Annotated in this window: 17 protein-coding genes and 1 pseudogene; 9 read left to right on the forward strand and 9 right to left on the reverse strand. The window is 73.7% G+C overall.

Annotated elements, in window-relative coordinates; translation table 11 throughout:
- The first annotated feature begins 32 nt into the window (after nucleotides 1-32).
- Complete coding sequence (metF, locus tag PV342_RS31195; protein WP_018557090.1) at nucleotides 33-950, forward strand: methylenetetrahydrofolate reductase [NAD(P)H]; 918 nt, start codon at nucleotides 33-35, stop codon at nucleotides 948-950.
- 56 nt (nucleotides 951-1,006) lie between these two features.
- Nucleotides 1,007-1,963, forward strand: coding sequence for a hypothetical protein (locus PV342_RS31200; RefSeq protein WP_500319575.1), 957 nt, complete (start codon nucleotides 1,007-1,009; stop codon nucleotides 1,961-1,963).
- Nucleotides 1,964-2,061: 98 nt separating this feature from the next.
- Here the strand turns inward: PV342_RS31200 and PV342_RS31205 are convergent, their stop codons facing one another.
- The 5 genes from PV342_RS31205 to PV342_RS31225 form a co-directional block, all read right to left on the reverse strand.
- Nucleotides 2,062-3,591 (reverse strand): phytoene desaturase family protein, encoded by a 1,530-nt coding sequence (locus PV342_RS31205; protein WP_500319576.1) that lies wholly within the window; start codon nucleotides 3,589-3,591, stop codon nucleotides 2,062-2,064.
- Between the two features lie 10 nt (nucleotides 3,592-3,601).
- On the reverse strand, nucleotides 3,602-4,216 hold the full coding sequence (locus tag PV342_RS31210; RefSeq protein WP_018557093.1) for a DUF4126 domain-containing protein: 615 nt from the start codon (nucleotides 4,214-4,216) through the stop codon (nucleotides 3,602-3,604).
- 291 nt (nucleotides 4,217-4,507) lie between these two features.
- Nucleotides 4,508-5,119 carry a TetR/AcrR family transcriptional regulator gene (locus PV342_RS31215; protein WP_018557094.1) on the reverse strand — a complete coding sequence of 204 codons (612 nt, stop codon included), beginning with the start codon at nucleotides 5,117-5,119 and terminating at the stop codon, nucleotides 4,508-4,510.
- A 43-nt stretch (nucleotides 5,120-5,162) separates the two neighbouring features.
- A complete protein-coding gene (locus tag PV342_RS31220) occupies nucleotides 5,163-7,277 on the reverse strand; it encodes a YhgE/Pip family protein (protein ID WP_500319578.1) in 2,115 nt (704 codons plus the stop codon).
- Entirely contained in the window at nucleotides 7,249-8,061 is an 813-nt protein-coding gene (locus tag PV342_RS31225; RefSeq protein ID WP_400803036.1) for an ATP-binding cassette domain-containing protein, read from the reverse strand. Before PV342_RS31225 ends, PV342_RS31220 begins: the two co-directional genes overlap by 29 nt.
- Before the next feature lie 228 nt (nucleotides 8,062-8,289).
- Here PV342_RS31225 and PV342_RS31230 point away from each other — a divergent pair, with 228 nt between their 5' ends.
- The 3 genes from PV342_RS31230 to PV342_RS31240 all read left to right on the forward strand — a co-directional run bounded on the left by PV342_RS31230 (nucleotide 8,290) and on the right by PV342_RS31240 (nucleotide 10,283).
- Nucleotides 8,290-8,781 (forward strand): SAV_6107 family HEPN domain-containing protein, encoded by a 492-nt coding sequence (locus PV342_RS31230; RefSeq protein ID WP_386989255.1) that lies wholly within the window; start codon nucleotides 8,290-8,292, stop codon nucleotides 8,779-8,781.
- An 86-nt stretch (nucleotides 8,782-8,867) separates the two neighbouring features.
- Nucleotides 8,868-9,638: a methyltransferase gene (locus PV342_RS31235; RefSeq protein WP_018557098.1), complete on the forward strand. Its 771-nt coding sequence runs from the start codon at nucleotides 8,868-8,870 to the stop codon at nucleotides 9,636-9,638.
- Nucleotides 9,639-9,872: 234 nt separating this feature from the next.
- Nucleotides 9,873-10,283, forward strand: coding sequence for an SCO2097 family morphological protein (locus PV342_RS31240; RefSeq protein WP_386989259.1), 411 nt, complete (start codon nucleotides 9,873-9,875; stop codon nucleotides 10,281-10,283).
- A 183-nt stretch (nucleotides 10,284-10,466) separates the two neighbouring features.
- Here PV342_RS31240 and PV342_RS31245 read toward each other — a convergent pair whose 3' ends face one another.
- The 4 genes from PV342_RS31245 to PV342_RS31260 all read right to left on the reverse strand — a co-directional run bounded on the left by PV342_RS31245 (nucleotide 10,467) and on the right by PV342_RS31260 (nucleotide 16,015).
- On the reverse strand, nucleotides 10,467-13,010 hold the full coding sequence (locus PV342_RS31245; protein WP_500319587.1) for a transglutaminase TgpA family protein: 2,544 nt from the start codon (nucleotides 13,008-13,010) through the stop codon (nucleotides 10,467-10,469).
- On the reverse strand, nucleotides 13,010-14,353 hold the full coding sequence (locus PV342_RS31250) for a DUF58 domain-containing protein (RefSeq protein WP_500319581.1): 1,344 nt from the start codon (nucleotides 14,351-14,353) through the stop codon (nucleotides 13,010-13,012). Before PV342_RS31250 ends, PV342_RS31245 begins: the two co-directional genes overlap by 1 nt.
- A gap of 33 nt (nucleotides 14,354-14,386) precedes the next feature.
- Nucleotides 14,387-15,364 carry an AAA family ATPase gene (locus PV342_RS31255; RefSeq protein WP_018557102.1) on the reverse strand — a complete coding sequence of 326 codons (978 nt, stop codon included), beginning with the start codon at nucleotides 15,362-15,364 and terminating at the stop codon, nucleotides 14,387-14,389.
- Nucleotides 15,365-15,472: 108 nt separating this feature from the next.
- Entirely contained in the window at nucleotides 15,473-16,015 is a 543-nt protein-coding gene (locus PV342_RS31260) for a beta-class carbonic anhydrase (RefSeq protein ID WP_386989268.1), read from the reverse strand.
- Between the two features lie 235 nt (nucleotides 16,016-16,250).
- On the opposite strand from PV342_RS31260, the gene mraZ reads away from it, so the two are divergent.
- The 4 genes and pseudogenes from mraZ to PV342_RS31280 form a co-directional block, all read left to right on the forward strand.
- On the forward strand, nucleotides 16,251-16,682 hold the full coding sequence (mraZ, locus tag PV342_RS31265) for a division/cell wall cluster transcriptional repressor MraZ (RefSeq protein WP_329188399.1): 432 nt from the start codon (nucleotides 16,251-16,253) through the stop codon (nucleotides 16,680-16,682).
- A 156-nt stretch (nucleotides 16,683-16,838) separates the two neighbouring features.
- Nucleotides 16,839-17,807: a 16S rRNA (cytosine(1402)-N(4))-methyltransferase RsmH gene (gene rsmH, locus PV342_RS31270; protein ID WP_500319584.1), complete on the forward strand. Its 969-nt coding sequence runs from the start codon at nucleotides 16,839-16,841 to the stop codon at nucleotides 17,805-17,807.
- On the forward strand, nucleotides 17,804-18,235 hold the full coding sequence (gene ftsL / locus PV342_RS31275) for a cell division protein FtsL (protein WP_018557107.1): 432 nt from the start codon (nucleotides 17,804-17,806) through the stop codon (nucleotides 18,233-18,235). Before rsmH ends, ftsL begins: the two co-directional genes overlap by 4 nt.
- 73 nt (nucleotides 18,236-18,308) lie before the next feature.
- Nucleotides 18,309-18,520, forward strand: a pseudogene (locus tag PV342_RS31280) (hypothetical protein); the annotation flags it as partial.

The following is an 18,520-nucleotide window of genomic DNA, read 5'->3' on the forward strand; positions in this document are numbered from 1 at the left end:
ACGGCCCAGCTCTCGCCGCTAGCCTGAGGCGCATGGCCCTCGGAACCGCCTCCACCAGGACCGATCATGCGGTCACCATTCGTGAGCTGCTGGCCTCCGGTGAGCGCTCGTACTCCTTCGAGTTCATGGCGCCGAGGACCGAGAAGGGCGAGCGGACCCTGTGGAACGCGATCCGCCGCATCGAGGCGGTGGGCCCGACGTTCGTCTCCGTCACCTACGGCGCCGGCGGCAAATCACGCGAGGGCACCGTCCGGGCGACCGAGCGGATCGCCTCCGACACCACCCTGACCCCGGTCGCCCACCTGACGGCGGTCGACCACTCCATCGCCGAGCTGCGCAACATCATCGGCCAGTACGCGGACGCGGGCATCCGCAACATGCTCGCACTGCGCGGGGACCCGCCCGGCGACCCCATGGGGGAGTGGCAGCGGCACCCGGAAGGCGTCGACTACGCCTACGAACTGGTGCGGCTCATCAAGGAGTCGGGCGACTTCTGCGTGGGAGTCGCCGCCTTCACGGAGATGCACCCCCGCTCGGCCGACTGGGAAAGTGATACGCGTCACTTCGTCGACAAGTGCCGGGCGGGCGCGGACTACGCCATCACCCAGATGTTCTTCAACGCCGAGGACTACCTGCGCCTGCGTGACCGGGTCGGGAAGGCGGGCTGCGAGACCCCGATCATCCCCGAGATCATGCCGGTCACGAACGTGCGGCAGATCGAGCGCTTCGCCCAGCTCGGCAACGCGCCTTTCCCGCAGGAGCTCGCGGACCGTATCCTCGCGGTCAAGGACGATCCGGCCGCGGTGCGGGCGATCGGGGTCGAGTACGCGACGGAGATGTGCCGGCGGCTGATGGCCGAGGACATCCCGGGGCTGCACTTCATTACCCTCAATCACTCCACGGCGTCGTTGGAAATCTACGAGAATCTGGGACTGCACCAGAGGTCGTGAGGGCGGACCAGCCGCCCCTGTTGGCCGACGACGGTGAACGGTGAGGAAGTGCGCTCATGGCCTACACAGTGCTCTACATCGCCTTCGGGGTGGTCGCGCTGTGGCTGCTCGGCGAAGTGCTCCTGCAGTACAAGGCACGGCTGAGGTGGCGCCTGCTGGCCTTCGCGGGATTCCTCGGAGTCGTCCTGGGCGTCTATCTGCCCTCGGTCCTCGTCATCGTGGTGGGTGCGCTCGCCTTCGGCGCCGGCCAGACCTTCGTCACGCTCTCCTACCGCCGCGGCTTCGTCGAGGGCTGGGCGCTGCGGTCTCCCAAGGAGGGCGCCGACGACGACGAGGACGACGACGCACCGCCGCTGCCGCGCCGTGCCGCCGGCCGCCGCGGCCGGGGCGCGCAGCACGAAGAGCCGTCGGCCGAGGGCCTGTCGGCGCCGTACGAGGAGCCCGGGAACGAGGCCCCGGCCGGTGCGGGCGTCGGGCAGTCCTACGACAGCTACGCCACCGCCGGCCAGGCCGCCGCGGCACCCGGGACGGACTCCACGCAGGTCTACCAGCCCATGCCCCTGCACGAGGAGAGCGGCGAGTACCCGATGTACGACGGGCAGCCGCAGCCGAACTACGCCCAGGACCCGTACGCGGGTGCCGGCGCCGGCTACCAGAACTACGACGCCACGACCGGCTACGGGGACTGGAACGGCGGCCAGCAGCAACAGCAGCCCGCCGCCTCGTACGACGCCTACGGCCAGCAGCAGCAGACCGGCAGCTGGGAGCAGCAGCAGACGGCGTACGGCAACTACGCGGGCGGCTACCAGGATCCGTACCAGGGGCAGGGCGCCCCTCAGCAGCAGTACGGCTACGACACCCCGGCGGGCGGTGTGTGGGTGCCGCAGCAGGGCGGGGAGCAGCAGCCCTACGCCCCGCAGCAGCAGAACTCCTACGACCAGCAGGGCCAGCAGCAGGCGCAGCAGCAGGGCCAGGGGCAGTACGACCAGTACGACCCCTACCGCTACAACTAGCGCCCGACGGCGGGCCCTTCAGCCGGAGCCGGTCCGCTCCGGCCGGGAGACCGGCAGCCCGCGGCGACGGGCCGCGGGCCGTGAGACCGGCGCGCGGCTCAGCGGCTGCCGCCCGGACCGCCCATGACGAGGTCGGCGGCGATGGCACCGGACATGCCGGTGTGGGCGAGGCCGCCGCCGGGGTGGGACCAGCCGCCCACCAGGTACAGACCCGGGACGAGCAGCCGGTTGCCGGGGTGCAGGTGTGCCCCGTCCGCGCCGGCCAGGGCGGGGCGGGGGAGCCGGCCGCCCGGGGTGCCGGTCTCCTCTTCCGTGTCGGCGGGGGTGTGCACGGCACGCCACAGCAGGCGGTCCGTCAGATCGGGCAGCACCGCGGCCGCGACCGCCTGCACCGCGTCCGCGGCGCGCTCGGCCAGGCCCGGCGCACGCCAGTCCACCCCCGAGGGGCCGTGGGGCGGGACCGTCACGCCGAGCGTGACCGACTCCGAGGCGCCGTCGGGCCGCAGGGTGTCGTCGTCGGGGCGCAGCACCGTGACCGTCGGGCTGTCGTACAGCTCGCCGCTTGCCACGGCGGCCGCCTCGGCCCGCGGGTCCGCGGTGTGCACGACCGTACGGTGCGCGGTGTCCGAGGGCCGGGCCCCGCGCAGTGCCAGGCAGACCGTGAGGCGCCCGGGGCCCTCGCGGCGGCGGCCGGGGCCGACTCCGTCCCACACCCGGTCGGCGGGCCGGGCGCCTTCGGCGCCGTGCGAGAGCAGCGGAGGCAGCAGCCACGGCGCGACACCGGCGACCACGGTGTCGGCCTCCACCCTTGTGCCGTCGGCGAGTTCGAGGCCCGCCGCGCGGCCGTCCTTCTCCACGATCCCCGCGACCGCGGTCCCGAAGTGGAACTCCACTCTCCGTGCCACGCACCGCGCGTGCACGGCGTCGGCCAGTGCCCGCATGCCGCCGCGCACGTACCAACTGCCGAAGGTCTGCTCCATGTACGGCAGCACGGCGGCGCTCGCGGGCGCGGTACGCGGGTCGAAGCCGTACGCCAGGGCATATGAGCCGAGCAGCGCGGCGAGCCGCGGATCGTCCAGTTCACGCCGGGCGACGTCGGCCAGGGCGGGTGCGCCGCGCCGGAACAGCCCTCGGCGTACGGCGGGCGCCGGATACGGGTCGCGGCCGAGCGGAGACGGGTCGCCCGCGAGCGCGTCCTCCAGCAGGGGGCGGCGTGTGGCGTCCCAGACCTCCCGGGCCCGCACCAGCAGCTCGCTCCAGCGCTCGCCCGCGCCGGTGCCGAGCGCCGCGTCCAGGGCGGCGACGACCCCGCCGCGCGACGCGTTGGGCAGCGACACGGACGTGCCGTCGGAGAAGACATGGCGGCTCGCCGGGTCGACCTGGGTGAGGGTGACGCTGTCCTCCAGGCTCTCCCGGCCGGTCTTGACGAACAAATCGCGGTAGACCGCCGGCAGGTGCAGCAGACCGGGGCCCGTGTCGAACCCGAAGCCGGCACGCTCCAGCCGCCGCACCGCACCCCCGTGGGTGGCGGCGCGCTCGTACACCGCCACCCGGTGCCCGCCGATCGCGAGCCGGGCGGCGGCAGCCATGGCGCCCATCCCCGCGCCGATCACCGCAATCCGTGCCATGAAGGGGACTCTAGCCCCAGCCACCGACAACGCCGCGACCGGCCTTGCGGCGTTCCCTTCGGGCCCTCCAGCGCTGCCAGGCACGGCGGATCCGCGACAGTATGAAGATCACCAGGATGATGCCCAGCACCAGCAGCACGGCCGCGACGCAGGCCGCGGCCACCGGGTGGAAGAGCGCGAAGACGATGATCGTGGCGACGCCGGCGTCCTCCGCCAGGCTGATCACGATGTTGCTCGCGGGTTCCGGCGAGGTGTTGACGCCCAGCCGGAGCCCGGCCTTCACCAGATGGCTCACCAGCGCCGTCGTCCCGCCGACCGCGCCTGCCGCCAGTTGCGGGAGCGAGCCGTCCTGTCCGGCCAGCAGGGCCGCCACCACGCCTCCGGCGACCGGCCGGATCGCCGTGTGCACGGCGTCCCACGTGGTGTCCACGTAGGGGATCTTGTCCGCGACCGCCTCGCAGAGGAACAGGATCCCCGCGACGACCAGCACATCGGTGCGCTCCAGCGCCGGCGGCACCTCGTCGCTGACCCCCGTGACGCCCATCAGGCCCAGCAGGAAGACCACGGCATAGGCGTTGATCCCGCTCGCCCAGCCGCTGGTGAACACGAGCGGAAGTACCGACATGGGCCGTGATGCTACCGAACCCCCGGAAAGGCGCCGCCGCCTTTGAGCGATACGACGCGGTGATGAGTATCCGTACTCAGACCCCCACTTGAGTAGCTGCGCGGATGAGCGCGGACCGGCCCGGACGCCAAGGTGGAGGCAACGGAAGGGCACGGCACCGGCACCGCCGACACGGGGCGGCGGAACGGCTGCGACGCCCGGCCGGAGCGGGGGTGCACGGGGGAGCGCCGTCCCGGAACGGCCCGACGGGGGATCGGGCTCGCGCCGGGGCGGCGCGCCACCGTGCGGCGTTCAGGCGCGGGCGTGCCCCGCGACCCGTCCCTGCAGGAGCCGCGACAGAGCCGCGTGCACGTCGTCGACCGACCGCTCGGGCTGGAAGGACAGCCAGTCCAGCGCCGCGACGAGCACCATCCCGAAGAGCGCGGCCGCCGTGAGCGGCACGTCGATCTCCTCGGAGAGCTCGCCCGCCTCCACCGCGTCGCGCAGCGTCTGCTCCACGACCGCGACCGCCTCCTTGCGCAGCACCATGAGCGTGTCCTGCCAGGCACGGTTGGTCCGCCACAGCTCGGCCACGTACAGCTGCGTGAACGACGGGTACTCCGCGATGAAGGCGAGCCCGGCCCTGATCATCGCGTCGATGGCGTCCACGTGGCTGCCGCCGCGCGCGGTGACGTCGGCGCCCGCATCCCGCAGGGAGGCCGTCAGCAGGCCCACGCCGTGCCGCAGAAGCTCCTCGAAGAGCTCGTTCTTGCTGGCGAAGTTGTAGTAGACGGTGCCCTTGGCCACCCCGGCGCGCTCGGCGATCTCGTCGACGGTCGTCGCGGAGAAACCCTGCTCGGCGATGAGCGTGACCGCGGCCTGGAAGAGCCGCTGCCGGGTGGCCTGCCGTCGTGCACTGTTCATGACGACGATTGTCTACGCTCCGGGCGGTCGTCTCGGCGCGGCCTCACAGGGACAGCTCCGGATGCAGCCGGTCGACCGTCCATACCTGCTTGCGTCGGGCCGACACCGCGGTGAGCGCCAGCGCTCCCGCGGTGAAGGCGAGCAGCACCAGGACCGCCCGCCACACCGGCCAGAGCCCACCGCCCGTGATGAGGTGGCGCAGCCCCTCGACGACGTAGGTCATCGGCAGGAAGGGGTGGATCGCGTTGAAGAAGCCCGGACTGGTCTGCACCGGGTAGGTGCCGCCCGCCGACGTGAGCTGCAGCATGAGCAGCGCCAGCACCAGCACGCGGCCGGCGGGCCCGAAACGGGCGTTGAGCCACTGCACGACGGCGGCGAAGCAGGCGGTCACCAGCACGAGGAAGCCGATCGTCCCGGCCGCCCGCACCATCTGCAGGCCGATCGCCCAGTGCAGCACCGCCATCAGCGCCAGCGTCTGCAGCACCCCTGTGGCCAGCACCGGCAGCCACCCGGCCACCGCGATCCGCCCGGCGGGGGCGCCCGCGGACATTGCGCGCCTGCTGAGCGGCGGCAGCAGCATGTAGGCGACCATCGCGCCGACCCACAGCGACAGCGGTATGAAGTAGGGGGCGAAGCCCGTCCCGTAGTTGGGCGCCTTGTGCAGCGACCGTGCGGCGAGCCGGACGGGGTCCGCCATCACCTCGGTGCGGCCGGCGCGCTCCCGGTCGTCGTAGTCGGGGATCCGGGACGCGCCGTCGTGCAGGCCGTCGGCGAGCTGCCCGCTGCCGTCGGTGAGCCGGGTCAGGCCGGTCGTCAGCCGGTTGCTGCCGTCCGAGAGCCGGTACATCCCGCCCGCCAGGGTGTCGGCACCCGACGCCAGGTCCCGTAGCCCGGCGTCCAGGGCGCCCGCGCCGGCGGAGGCGGTCCGCAGGCCCTTCGCCACCTTGTGGGCGCCGTCGTTGAGCCGGTTGACGCCGTCGACGGCGTTCTGGAGCTTGGCGGCGAGCGCCGGGTCGGACAGCTCCACGGCCGCCGAGTGCAGTGCGCCCAGGTCGTCGCGGAGCCCGTCCAGGGCCGCGGAGTGCCCGTGCACATAGGTGTCGAGGCGGCGCGCGACGTCCGCCACCTCGTCGGCGGCGTCCACGGCATCCCTCAGGGTCCGGCACTGCGGGGTGACCGCGCCCAGGGGGCACTGCTCGTCATAGGCGTCGTGGATCCCCGCGGCGGCGTCCTCGGCGTCCTCGGCCGCCCGCGCCGCCTGCCCCGGCAGGTCGTCGATGCCGGCGCGCGCGGCCTGCGAGCCCCGGGCGACGACCCGCGCCACCGCGTTGATCTCCTTGACGTGCTGCTTGACGAAGGTCAGTTCGTCCGAGGCGCCGTTGACCTTGTCCGCCAGTGACTGGGTCCCCGCGGCGACCTGTCCCGCTCCGGTGTCGAGCGCTCCCAGCCCGCCGGCGAGGGAACCGCTGCCCTGCTTCGCCGTGCGCAGGCCGCCGGCCAGCCGCCGCGCGCCGTCCTCGGCGCCGGCGATGCCGTCGCCCAGTTCCTCGGAGCCCGTACGGGCCGTGCCCGCGCCCTTGGTGACGTCGTCGGCGCCGTCGGCGGCCTCGACCGTCTCGTCGTGGAGGTCGGAGAAGGCCACGAAGATCCGGTCGTAGTAATTCCTCGACGCCTTGGTGGAGGCGGCGGACCGTACTTCGGAGAAGACCGTCCGGGAGATCTGCCCCACGATGTAGTTGTTGGCGTCGTTGGTGCGCACCTGGAGCGCGCCGGTGCGCGGGTGGTCGCCGGAGCTCGACGCGACGCGCGCGCTGAAGTCCCGCGGGATGGTGAGCGACAGGTAGTAGCGGCCGTCCCGGACGCCCTTGGCGGCCTCGGCGGCGTCGGTCTCGTGCCAGTCGAAGGTGTCGCTCTCCCGCAGGCCGTCCACGACGGAGTCGCCCGCGGCGAGCCGTCGCCCGTCCACGGTGGTGCCATCGTCGGCGTTCACCAGGGCTACGGGGATCTTGTCCAGCCGTGCGTAGGGGTCCCAGAACGACCACAGGTACAGGGCGCCGTAGAGCAGCGGCAGGAGCAGCACCGACACCATGGCGGCGCGTGGCAGCCGCCCTCTGCCGAACTTCCTCAGCTCAAGCGCTGCCAGCCTCGGCGTGCGCATCGGCCGCCCCTTCCTCGTCGGTGTCGTCCTCGTGCTCGGGGTGGTGCTCGTCGTCGTGTTCGTCGGCGTGCCCGCCACCGGGCTCGCCGGTGGAGTCCTCGGTCGCGCGGCCGTGTGCGGCGGGCGCCCGGGTGCGTACCACCACGGCGTCCTCCGGTGCCTGCGTGCAGACCGCCAGGACCGTCGTGCCGTTCGCGGCGATGCCGCGCAGCATCGCCCAGGCCTGCTCGCGTTCGGCCGGGGCCAGCTTGTGGTCGGTGTCGTCCACCGCCAGCACCTCGGGACGGGCCAGCAGTGCGAGGGCGGTGCCCAGGCGCAGGGCCTCCAGCCGCTCCAGGTCCCGGGCGGCGGTGCGTTCGGCCTTGGGCAGTGCCGACAGGTCCAGCCCGGCCGCCGAGAGCGCGTCGTCGACGCGCGCCCCGCGGGTTCCGCCGGGCCGCAGCAGTTCGCGCAGCGAGCCGCCGAACCGCCGCTGCAGGAGCACGCGTTCCCGCAGGTGCTCGCCGACCGTGAGGGCGGGGTCGAGTTCCGAGACCCCGGTGACGGGGCCGAGCGCGGTGACGCGGCGGACCGCGGCGAGTTGCCCGGGCAGCCGGAACCCGGCCACCTCGGCCCGGCCTTCGGTGGAGCGCATGCGCCCGGTCAGCGACAGCAGCAGGCAGGTCCGGCCCGAGCCGGAAGGCCCCTCGACGGCGATCACGCTGCCCGCCGGCGCGGTGAAGGTGACGTCCCCGAACACCCGGCCCCGGGGCCCCTCGAGCCCGAACCCCTCGGCGGCGATCACGTGGCCACCCCTCTCAATTGCACTGACTGGTCAGTGCAAAAACTCTAGCCCACGGGGTCATCGGACCGCGAATCCGGGGATGTTCGGGAACCTTCGGGGACGTTCGGGGCGCTGTCCGGCCATGGCCGCCGTTTTCCCAGGTCAGCGCGATTGTCAGAGGTGTGCTTCACGATGAGTGGTGAAGACAGGGAAGTGTCGGACACGTCCTGCGAAGACAGGAGGTATGTGATGACCGCGTCAGTCCGCAGCGGCGCCGTCGCAGGCGGCAGTGCCGCCGACGTCCACCCCGTGCTGCGCAGGGCCAACGCCCCCGCGGCCGCCCTCGACCTGCTCGTCCAGGCCCGGCGGGGGCTCGACGAGGCCGCCGTCCTGGAGGTCCCCAACGACCGCTTCGCCACAGCACACTTGGCCGCCCTGCGTACCGCGGCCGCCGTCCTCGCCGTGCGCGGCCGCCCCGAACCCACCAGGCGACGCCGGCAGCGGATACGCAGTGCCTGGGAGGTGCTGCCCGAGGTCGCCCCCGAACTGGCCGAATGGAGTGCCCTGTTCGAGGCGGGCGCCCGGCAGCGGGCCCGCGCTGAGGCCGGCATCCAGGGCGCGGCCAGCGCCCGCGAGGCCGACGACCTCGTCCGCGCGACGGAGATGTTCCTGCGCCTCGTGGAGCGCACGCTGGCGCTGCAACCCGTGCTGGAACGGCCGCAGACCGGCCGTCCCGCTTGATCGGCCGCCGGGCGGCGTCCCACTAGAGTGGGTCCCAGGCCGGGCCGACCGGTCCCAGCCCCGTCCGTCCGCGAGGAGCCGTCCGCATGTCCCGTCCAGGAGGGGCCGAACCGCTGCGGCCCCGCGCAGCCCTGCGTACCGCCGTGGTCTGGGAGGTCCTGCGCGATGCGCTGGACCGGCAGGCCAAGGCCGCCGGACGGGACGTCCTCGACGTGCTCGACACCGGTGGCGGCACCGGCAACTTCGCGGTGCCGGTGGCCAGTCTGGGCCACCGGGTCACCGTGGTCGACCCGAGCCCCGACGCCCTCTTCGCCCTCGAACGCCGTGCGGCGGAGGCGGGCGTCACCGAACGTGTCCGCGGGGTCCAGGGCGACGCCCACGGGCTGCTCGACGTCGTGCCGGCCGGCAGTCACGACGTCGTGCTCTGCCACGGCGTCCTGGAGTACGTGGACGACCCCGCCGAGGGCGTGCGGAACGCCGCCGGCACCCTGCGCGCCTCTGGCGCCCTCAGCCTGCTCGCCGCCGGCCGCCACGGCGCCGTCCTCGCCCGGGCCCTCGCCGGTCACTTCGGCGAGGCCCGGCACACCCTGGACGACCCCGACGGCCGCTGGGGCGAGGGTGATCCGATGCCCCGCCGCTTCACCGCCGAGGAGCTCACCGCCCTGGTCGCCGACGCCGGGCTGCGGGTCGGCTCGGTGCACGGCGTCCGTGTCTTCGCCGACCTGGTGCCGGGCGTCCTGGTGGACACCGAACCGGGCGCGATGGACGCCCTGCTGAGGCTGGAACTGGCCGCCGCCGAGCAGCCCGCCTTCCACGCCGTGGCGACCCAGCTGCACGTGCTGGCCGAGCGCGGCTGAGCCGGAACCGGGGGCGGTCGGCGTCGCCTCTTCCGGTCACCCAGCGGGAGGAGTCCGTCACACGCCCCCCGATTCCCGGTCAAGGGCCGTATGCTGGCATGACGTGGCGTTCGACGGGGAAAACACCCCCCGTCGGATTGGCGTAGTGGGGCGGGTTTCACGGGGGCGATTCCCTGCCTATCCTGGAAGGGTCGTACCGGTCGCTCCCCCGCGACCGACGAGGAGGAGGACTCCGTGCCGCTCTCGGAGCACGAGCAGCGCATGCTCGAGCAGATGGAGCGAGCGCTGTACGCCGAAGATCCCAAGTTCGCGTCGGCGCTTGAGGGAAGCGGGCTGCGCACCTACACCAGGCGGCGCGTCTACCTGGCTGTGGCGGGCTTCCTGGTGGGCATCGGGCTGCTGATGGGCGGCATGATCGCCCAGCAGCCCTGGATCAGCGTCGTGGGCTTCCTCGTGATGCTCGGCTGTGCCGTTCTCGCCGTCACCGGCTGGCGTCGTGCCGCCAAACCGGGTGCGGCCGCCGCTCCCGCGGGGCAGCCCCAGCAGGGGGCCGTCGGACGCGGCCGGCGCAACCAGCCGCGGCGCAAGATGATGGACCGCATCGAAGAGCGCTGGCAGCGGCGCCGCGACGAACAGGGCCACTGACATACGGACGAAGACGAAGGGGCGGGGTTCCGGTCGGAACCCCGCCCCTTCGCCATGCCGCCCTGCCGTCGCCCGGGGTGCCGCTGCATCCGACACACAGCATGCGACGCCCGGCGTGCTTCACCCGGCGTCCGCGGCGTGCGGCCTCCGGGAGCGGCCACCCGGCCGCCCCCGGAGGAACCCTCAGGAGGTCCGGCGCTGCCGCAGCGGCCGCATCACCGCGTCGCCCGCACCCCGCAGCCGGGCCGACACGCGGGCCGAGAACGCGGACCAGCGCTCCGCGGACCGCCACACGACCCGGACCGCGGACCGCGGCAGCAGCACGGCACGGATCCGCGTCTTGGCGTCCGCGTTCCTGTGCAGTCCCTCCCGGACCAGCTGCACGTCCTTCGCCGAGCCGGTGGTGGCCGGCGGCCGCGGCGAGAACAGGGCCTGCTCCACCGCGCCGGCCAGACGCTGCGCCGCCTCCGCGGCGGGCCCTTCAAGGCCCCCGTCGCGGACGAGGCGCCCCGCGACCCGGCGCGGTGTCTCGGACTCGTCGGGCCGCAGGCCGTAGTCCCAGGCGGTGTCGGTCAGCTCCAGCCAGGCCGCCAGGGTCCGGGCGCCGTCGCGGGCGCCCATGGCGTCCAGCTCGCCGGGGGTCAGGCCCTTAGGGGCCCCGCCCCGCCCGTCCCCGCCGTCCGGCGCCGTGCCCCGGGCCCGCCCGGTGAGCTCCAGCCACGCCGCCAGGGCGGCCGGGTCCTGGCCGCCGCCCAGCCGCTGGAAACGCTGCCTGCGCCGCCAGAGCAGCGGCAGCAGCAGCACGAGCACCACCAGCGGCACCACCGCCCAGGCGAGGACCCGCAGCGTCCACTCGAGGATCCGCGGCCACAGCCCCTCGTCATCCCCGCCGATGCCCGAGGCCTGGCCCAGGGGGTCGCAGTTGCCGAGCTGGGCGTCCTTGCCCACGCAGGTCGGGGCCACGGTCGGTCCGGTGCTCGCGCCCGCCCCCGCGGACTCCTCCGGGGTGTCGGGCGCCGAGGGCCCGCTGTCGGAGGCGGTCGTCTCCTGGGTGTAGCCCGGCAGGGTGCCACGGGTGGGCGTGGGCTCGAACCGGGTCCAGCCGACACCCTCGAAGTACAGCTCGGGCCAGGCGTGAGCGTCCTTCAGCCCGACCGCGTACGCGCCGTCCGCCTCCGCGGTGCCGGGCGTGAAGCCGACCGCCACCCGTGCCGGGATGCCCAGGGTCCGCGCCATCGCCGCCATGGTGAAGGCGAAGTGAATGCAGAACCCTTCCTTGTTGCGCAGGAAGCGGGTGATCGCCTGCACCCCGGTGCCGGAGCGCACCGAGGTGTCGTACGAGAAGGCGCCCGAGGTGAACCACCGCTGCAGGGCGAGGGCCCGCTCGTAGTCGTTGCCGGCGTCCTTGGTGACGTCCAGGGCCGTCTGCGTCACCACCTGCGGCAGCGAGTCCGGCACCTTCGTGTACTCGGCCCGCAGCCGGTCGTCGGCCGGCGGCGCGCTCGCCAGCTGCTGCGCGGTCGGCTCCAGGGCCAGGCTGCTGACCTGGTACTGCGCGCCGGAGGTGGTCTGACCCCGGTCGCCGATGATGGTGCGGCCCGTGGTCTCGTAGCGCCAGCGCCCGTCGACCTGCACCTGGGTGGCCGGGTACGGCAGCGGCAGCCACATCTGGACGTAGCTCTTGTCCGCCGCGACCGAGGTGGCGACCTCGGCGGCCTTCACGCCGGGGCCGAGCCCCTGGGGGCTGGGCAGCACCTTGGGCACGCCGGTGAGGGAACGCTGGGCGGGCTCCCACTTGTCACCGGTGAAGCGGTCGAGGGCCACGATCCGCAGGTACATGTCCGCGTTGGAGACGGCGTTCGTCCGGTAGCGGAGCACCACCCGGTCGTCGGACTGGTTCAGGTTGTCCTGGAGCGCGACCACCGGGTTGACCGCGGAGATCGTTCCGCCGCCGCGCCCGTTCCCCGTGCCCGAGCCGCCGGTCGGCAGCAGCCCCACGCCCATGGAGGGCAGCGCGGCCGGCGCCACCAGGGCGATGCCGAGCGCCATCGCCCCGATGCGGCGCCCGGTCCGTACCGGGGCCACCGCCCCGGTCGGTCCTCCGTAGCCGGCGCGCGCCCCGGATCCGACGCCGCCGAAGACGCGGCCCCAGCGGGAGATCCGGTCGCGGCCCTCGGCCAGCAGGAGCAGCAGGTAGCCGACGGCGGCCAGCAGGAAGTACGGCCAGCGGGTGCCGTCGCCCCCGGCGAGCCCCGCCGCGATCGAGTACAGGGCGAGCAGCGGCAGCCCGGCAGGGGCCGCGCTGCCGTAGGTCACCGCCAGCGCGTCCACGGCCAGGCCGATCAGCAGCACCCCGCCGAGCAGCAGCAGCCGGATGCCCGGGGTGACCGGCGCCGGGATGGCGAACTGGGTCACGTCCTGCATCGCGGCCGTCAGCAGGTTGCCGAACTGCGTGTACGCGGCGGGCCCGGGCAGGAACCCGAGCACGGCCTGCTCGTTCGCGAACATCAGGGTCAGTACCAGCAGCGAGAACACCGCCTGCGCCAGTACGGTCAGCGGCCGGGCCAGCGGCGCCCGGCGGGTCAGCGCACCCACCCCGGTCTGCAGCAGCACCAGGAAGACGGCCTGAAGGATCCACGAGTTCGGCGTCGCCAGCGGCAGCAGCGAGCAGGTCGTCATCAGCGTCGCCGCCGCCGCGCAGACCGCGAGCCGTCCCCGTCCGCTCATCATCGCGTCCCCGCCTCCTCGCGCGACCGGTGCCGGTCGGCCCGCTGCCACAGATCGGGCAGTCGGTCGCCGGCGGCGGCCTGGAGCACCGTCCAGCCCGCCTCGTGCAGCATCCGCACGGTCCGCGCCGAGGCGCCCTCGGGCGCGTCGGCGCCGGCGTCCGGCCGCGGGGCCGCGAGCGGTGCCGTCCCGTCCTCGTCCAGGGCGCCCCAGGCCGCGCTGCCCAGGACGAAGGCGACGGCCGCCCCCGCCCGCTGCCGCATCCGCCCCGCCATCGCGGCCTGCTCCTGGTCGAGATCTCCGAAGAAGGCCACCAGCAGGCCCTCGCTGCCCGTGCGCAGCACGTCGAGCGCACGGGAGAGCCCGGCGCCGTCCGAGTGGTCGATCACGGCCAGGGTGTCCAGCATGGCGCCTGCCGCGTCCGAGGAGTCGGTGCCGCCGAAGCCCTCGGAGCCGGGCACCGTGCTGCCGGTGTCGGTGAGCAGCCGTACGGAGTACCCGCGCTCCAGCATGTGCATCGCCACCGACGCCGCCCCGGACACCGCCCACTCGAAGGCCGAGTCGGGCCCGGCGCCGAAGTACGCCACGGCGCGGGTGTCCAGCAGCACCGTGCACCGGGCGCGGTGCGGCTGCTCCTCGCGGCGCACCATGAGCTCGCCGTACTTGGCGGTGGAGCGCCAGTGCACCCGGCGCAGGTCGTCTCCGTGGCGGTAGCCGCGCGGGATCACGTCGTCCTCGCCGGCCAGGGCCAGCGCCCGGGTGCGGCTCTCCCCGTAGCCGGAGGAGTCGCCCTTGAGCTTGACCGGCGGCAGCGGCTCCACGCGGGGCACCACGGTCAGGGTGTCGTACGCGCTGAAGGAGCGGGTCAGCTCGCACATGCCGAAGGGGTCGGTCAGCCGCAGTTGCAGCGGCCCCAGCGGGTAGCGCCCGCGCAGGTCGGAGCGGACGCGGTAGGACACCTCGCGGTGCCCGCCGGGCTCCACCCGGTCCAGGATGAAGCGGGGGCGGGGCCCCAGCACGTACGGCACCCGGTCCTGGAGCATCAGCAGCCCGGTGGGCAGCCGCGACACGTTGTCCACCCGCAGGTGCACCCGCGCCTCGGACATCGCCGGCACGCGCGAGGGCGACAGCCTGCGGCTGCCGGCGACGCGGTAGCGCGTGCGGTACAGGACCGCCACGCAGACCAGCGGCAGCACGGCCAGCAGCAGGCCGACCCGCAGCAGGTCCGGCTGCCCCAGGACGTAGGCGCAGACGGCCGCCGCGATCCCCGCGGCGAGGAAGGAGCGGCCCCGCGTGGTGAGGCCGCCCAGGGCGGCCCGGAAGCCGCTTTCACGCTCGGTCACGCGGCACCTCCAGCGCCCCGCCCGTCGTCCGGGTCACCGGTTGCCGTACGGGTCGGGGACCGGCGTGCGCTGCACGATCTCCGCGATGACCTGTTCCGGGGTGCGCCGGTTCAACTGCGCCTGCGCGGTCGGCAGCAGACGGTGCGCCAGCACGGCCGAGGCCAGCGTCTGGACGTCGTCGGGGAGCACGTAGTCCCGGCCGTCCAGGGCCGACGCCGCGCGTGCCGCGCGCACCAGGTGCAGCGTGGCGCGCGGGGAGGCGCCGAGCCTCAGGTCCGGGTGGTCCCGGGTGGCCGACACCAGGCTCACCGCGTAGTGCCGCACGGCCGGGGACACGTGCACCGTCCGTACCGCTTCCACCAGTTTGACGATCTCGTGCGCGTGGGCGACCGGCTGCAGGTCGTCCAGCGGGCTGACACCCGCGTGCACGTCGAGCATCTCCAGTTCGGCCTCCATGCTGGGGTAACCGATGGAGACCCTGGCCATGAAGCGGTCCCGCTGCGCCTCGGGCAGCGGATACGTTCCCTCCATCTCCACCGGGTTCTGGGTGGCGATGACCATGAAGGGGCTCGGCAGCGGATAGGTGCTGCCGTCGATGGTGACCTGGCGCTCCTCCATCGACTCCAGCAGCGCGGACTGCGTCTTGGGCGACGCGCGGTTGATCTCGTCGCCGACCACGATCTGCGCGAAGATCGCGCCCGGCTTGAACTCGAAGTCGCGGCGCTGCTGGTCGAAGACGCTGACCCCGGTGATGTCCGACGGCAGCAGGTCCGGCGTGAACTGGATGCGCCGGACCGAGCAGTCGATCGACCGGGCCAGCGCCTTGGAAAGCATCGTCTTGCCGACGCCGGGGACATCCTCGATCAGCAGATGTCCCTCGGCGAGCAACACCGTCAGCGCAGTCCGTACGACCTCGGGCTTGCCCTCGATCACGTTCTCCACCGACCGGCGTACGCGGTCCGCCGTGGCAGTCAGATCGCTGAGGCTCGCTCGTGCGTCATAGGTCGTCACCCGGTTCTCCTCGGCCCGTTCCTAGGGTCGCGGTCATCCCTGGACCGGCCCTCCCCGTCACACGAAGCATTCTCTCCTTCAACTATGCTCCGCGTCACTCCGCTTCCGTTACTCGTTTGTGATTTCGCGCAGCAGGCCGGTGTGCACGTCGAACACAAACCCCCGGACGTCGTCCGTGTGGGCCAGGAAGGGGGACGTGCGGACCCGCCGCATCGACTGCCGCACGTCCTGGTCGACGTCGCGGAAGGACTCCACCGCCCAGGTCGGACGCTGGCCCACCTCCTCCTCCAGCTCCGTGCGGAACTCCTCGGTCAGCGACTCCAGGCCGCAGCCGGTGTGGTGGATCAACACGACCGAGCGGGTGCCCAGCGCGCGCTGGCTGATGGTGAGCGACCGGATGGTGTCGTCGGTGACCACCCCGCCGGCGTTGCGGATGGTGTGGCAGTCGCCGAGCTCCAGGCCCAGCGCCTTGTGCAGGTCGAGGCGGGCGTCCATACAGGCGACCACGGCCACGTGGAGCACCGGGCGGGCGTCCATGCCGGGGTCGCGGAACTGCTCCGCGTAACGCCGGTTCGCCTCGACCAGCCGGTCGGTGACGGACGCCGTGCCGGTGCCTGCGGGAACCGCGGACTGATGCGCGTTTATCGACATGACACGACCGTAGAGCGCGCGGTCTCTTCCGACCTGCTGTGGGGTCCGGCAAATCTCGGTCAAACCGGTGCACTGTGAGGTAACCCACAGGCGCCGCGCGCGCTCGCCCGTGCGGGTGATTCGGCCGCCCGGGCCCGCGAGGGCGCCTGCGCCAGGGCAGGCTTCTCGTTGACCGTGGGGACCGGTGGAGTAAAGTGGCGCGAAGTGGGTCGCCAACCTGACGCGGGAGGTGCGGATGTTCCTCGGGACGTACGCGCCACGGCTGGACGACAAGAGCCGGCTGGTCCTGCCCGCGAAGTTCCGCGAACAGTTCGCGGACGGCCTGGTCATCACCAAGGGCCAGGAGCGCTGCCTGTACGTATGGCCGGTCGAGGGCTTCCGCGCCCTCACCGAGGAGCTCCGGCGCGCCCCCCTCACCTCCAAGGCGGCACGCGACTACATGCGGGTCCTCTTCGCCGGCGCCCACGACGAGGTCCCCGACAAGCAGGGGCGGGTCACCCTCCCGCAGCCCCTGCGCGACTACGCCGGGCTGCGCCGCGAATGCGCGGTGATCGGCGCCAACACCCGCGTCGAGGTGTGGGACGCGGCGGCCTGGGAGGACTATCTGGCGGGTCAGGAAGACGCCTTTTCGGCGTTGTCCCAGGAGGTGCCTCCCGGCTTAATGTGACCTCGCCCGTAGCCTGATGACTCACGTCCGTGTACGTGACGCTCGGCCTCCTCCCGCTCCCCGGCCCGCTGGCACTCCTTCCCCGGTGCCAGATGGCCGCCCACGAGCGGGCGGGGACCCAGTGGTACGTCCCCGCGAGCAGATGAGAAGGGCTTCATGAGCGCCACCCCGTCCGAGCCACGCCACGTCCCGGTCATGCTGGACCGCTGCCTGGACATGCTGGCCCCCGCCGTCGAAGTGCCGGGCGCCGTGGTCGTGGACGCCACCCTCGGCCTCGGCGGGCACAGCGAGGCACTGCTGCGGCGGTTCCCCGAGGCCCGGCTGGTCGCCGTCGACCGCGACCCCGCCGCGCTCAAGCTCGCCGGTGAGCGACTCGCGCCGTACGGGGACCGGGCCACCCTCGTGCACGCGGTCTACGACGAGATCCCCGAGGTGCTGGAGCGGCTCGGCGTCCCCAAGGTGCAGGGCGTCCTGTTCGACCTCGGCGTCTCCTCCATGCAACTGGACGAGGCCGACCGGGGCTTCGCCTACGCCCAGGACGCGCCGCTGGACATGCGCATGAACCAGACGGCCGGCATCAGCGCCGCCGAGGTCCTCAACACCTATCCGCCGGGCGAGCTGGTACGGGTGCTGCGCGAGTACGGCGAGGAGAAGTTCGCCCGCAAGATCGTGGAGGCTGTCGTCCGCGAGCGGGAACGCGAGCCCTTCACCACCAGCGCCCGGCTGGTCGAGCTGATCCGCGAGGCGCTGCCGCAGGCCGCCAAGCGCACCGGCGGCAACCCGGCCAAGCGCACCTTCCAGGCGCTGCGCATCGAGGTGAACGGGGAGCTGACGGTGCTGGAGCGGGCCATCCCGGCGGCCGTCGCCGCGCTCGCGGTGGGCGGCCGGATCGCCGTGATGTCGTACCACTCCCTGGAGGACCGCCTCGTCAAGGGCGTCCTCGCGGCCGGCGCGGCCACCACGGCGCCGCCCGGGCTGCCCGTGGTGCCGGAGCAGTACCAGCCCCGGCTCAAGCTGCTCACCCGCGGCGCAGAGCTGCCCACGGAGGACGAGATCGCCGCCAACCGCAGGGCCGCCCCGGCCCGCCTGCGCGGCGCCCAGCGGATCCGCGAGGCGCTGAAATGAGGCGGCGCAGCTCGGCGGCGCGCTCGCCCTTCGTGCTGCTGATCGTGCTGCTGCTGGGCGGGGGCCTGATCACCCTGCTGCTGCTCAACTCGGCGGTGAACCGGGACTCCTTCAAGTTGAGCGAGCTGCAGAAGAAGACCACCCAGTACACCGACGAGGAGCAGGCGCTGCAGCAGGAGGTCGACCGGTACTCGGCGCCGGACGCGCTCGACGAGCAGGCCCGCGAGCTGGGCCTGGTCCCCGGTGGCAACCCGGCCTTCCTCGCCCCCGACGGCACCGTCCTCGGCAGCCCCGGCGCCGCGCCGTACGTCCCGGCGCCCAGCCCGAGCACGGCGCCCGCCACCGTCGCGCCCAGCGGCTCCGCGGCCGCCTCCCTGGGCCCGACGCCGTCCGCCAAGCCCAGCACGAGCCCGAAGGAGACCCCGTGACGGCAGCTCCGGGGCCCCGCGCCCTCCGTCCGTCCCGATCCGCCCGTCCGGCCGGCCGGGAAGGTGCCCGGGCGTGGTGAGCCGCGACGGGGAGCCGCCGCGCGACCGGGGCGAACGAGGCGAGCGGCGTGACCGGGCCGACCGGGAGAAGGGCGCCCAGGGCCGCGGTGAGCGCGGTGACGGCGGCGGGGCCGCCCCCCGGCGCCGGCAGGTGCCCCGGGGCCGCGACGGCGACGGCGGAGCCCCCGCACGCGGCGGCGAGGCCGGGGAGCCCCGGCGCAGGAC

The organism is Streptomyces sp. PA03-3a (genome assembly GCF_033792735.1).
In the GTDB taxonomy this organism is placed as follows: Bacteria; Actinomycetota; Actinomycetes; order Streptomycetales; family Streptomycetaceae; genus Actinacidiphila.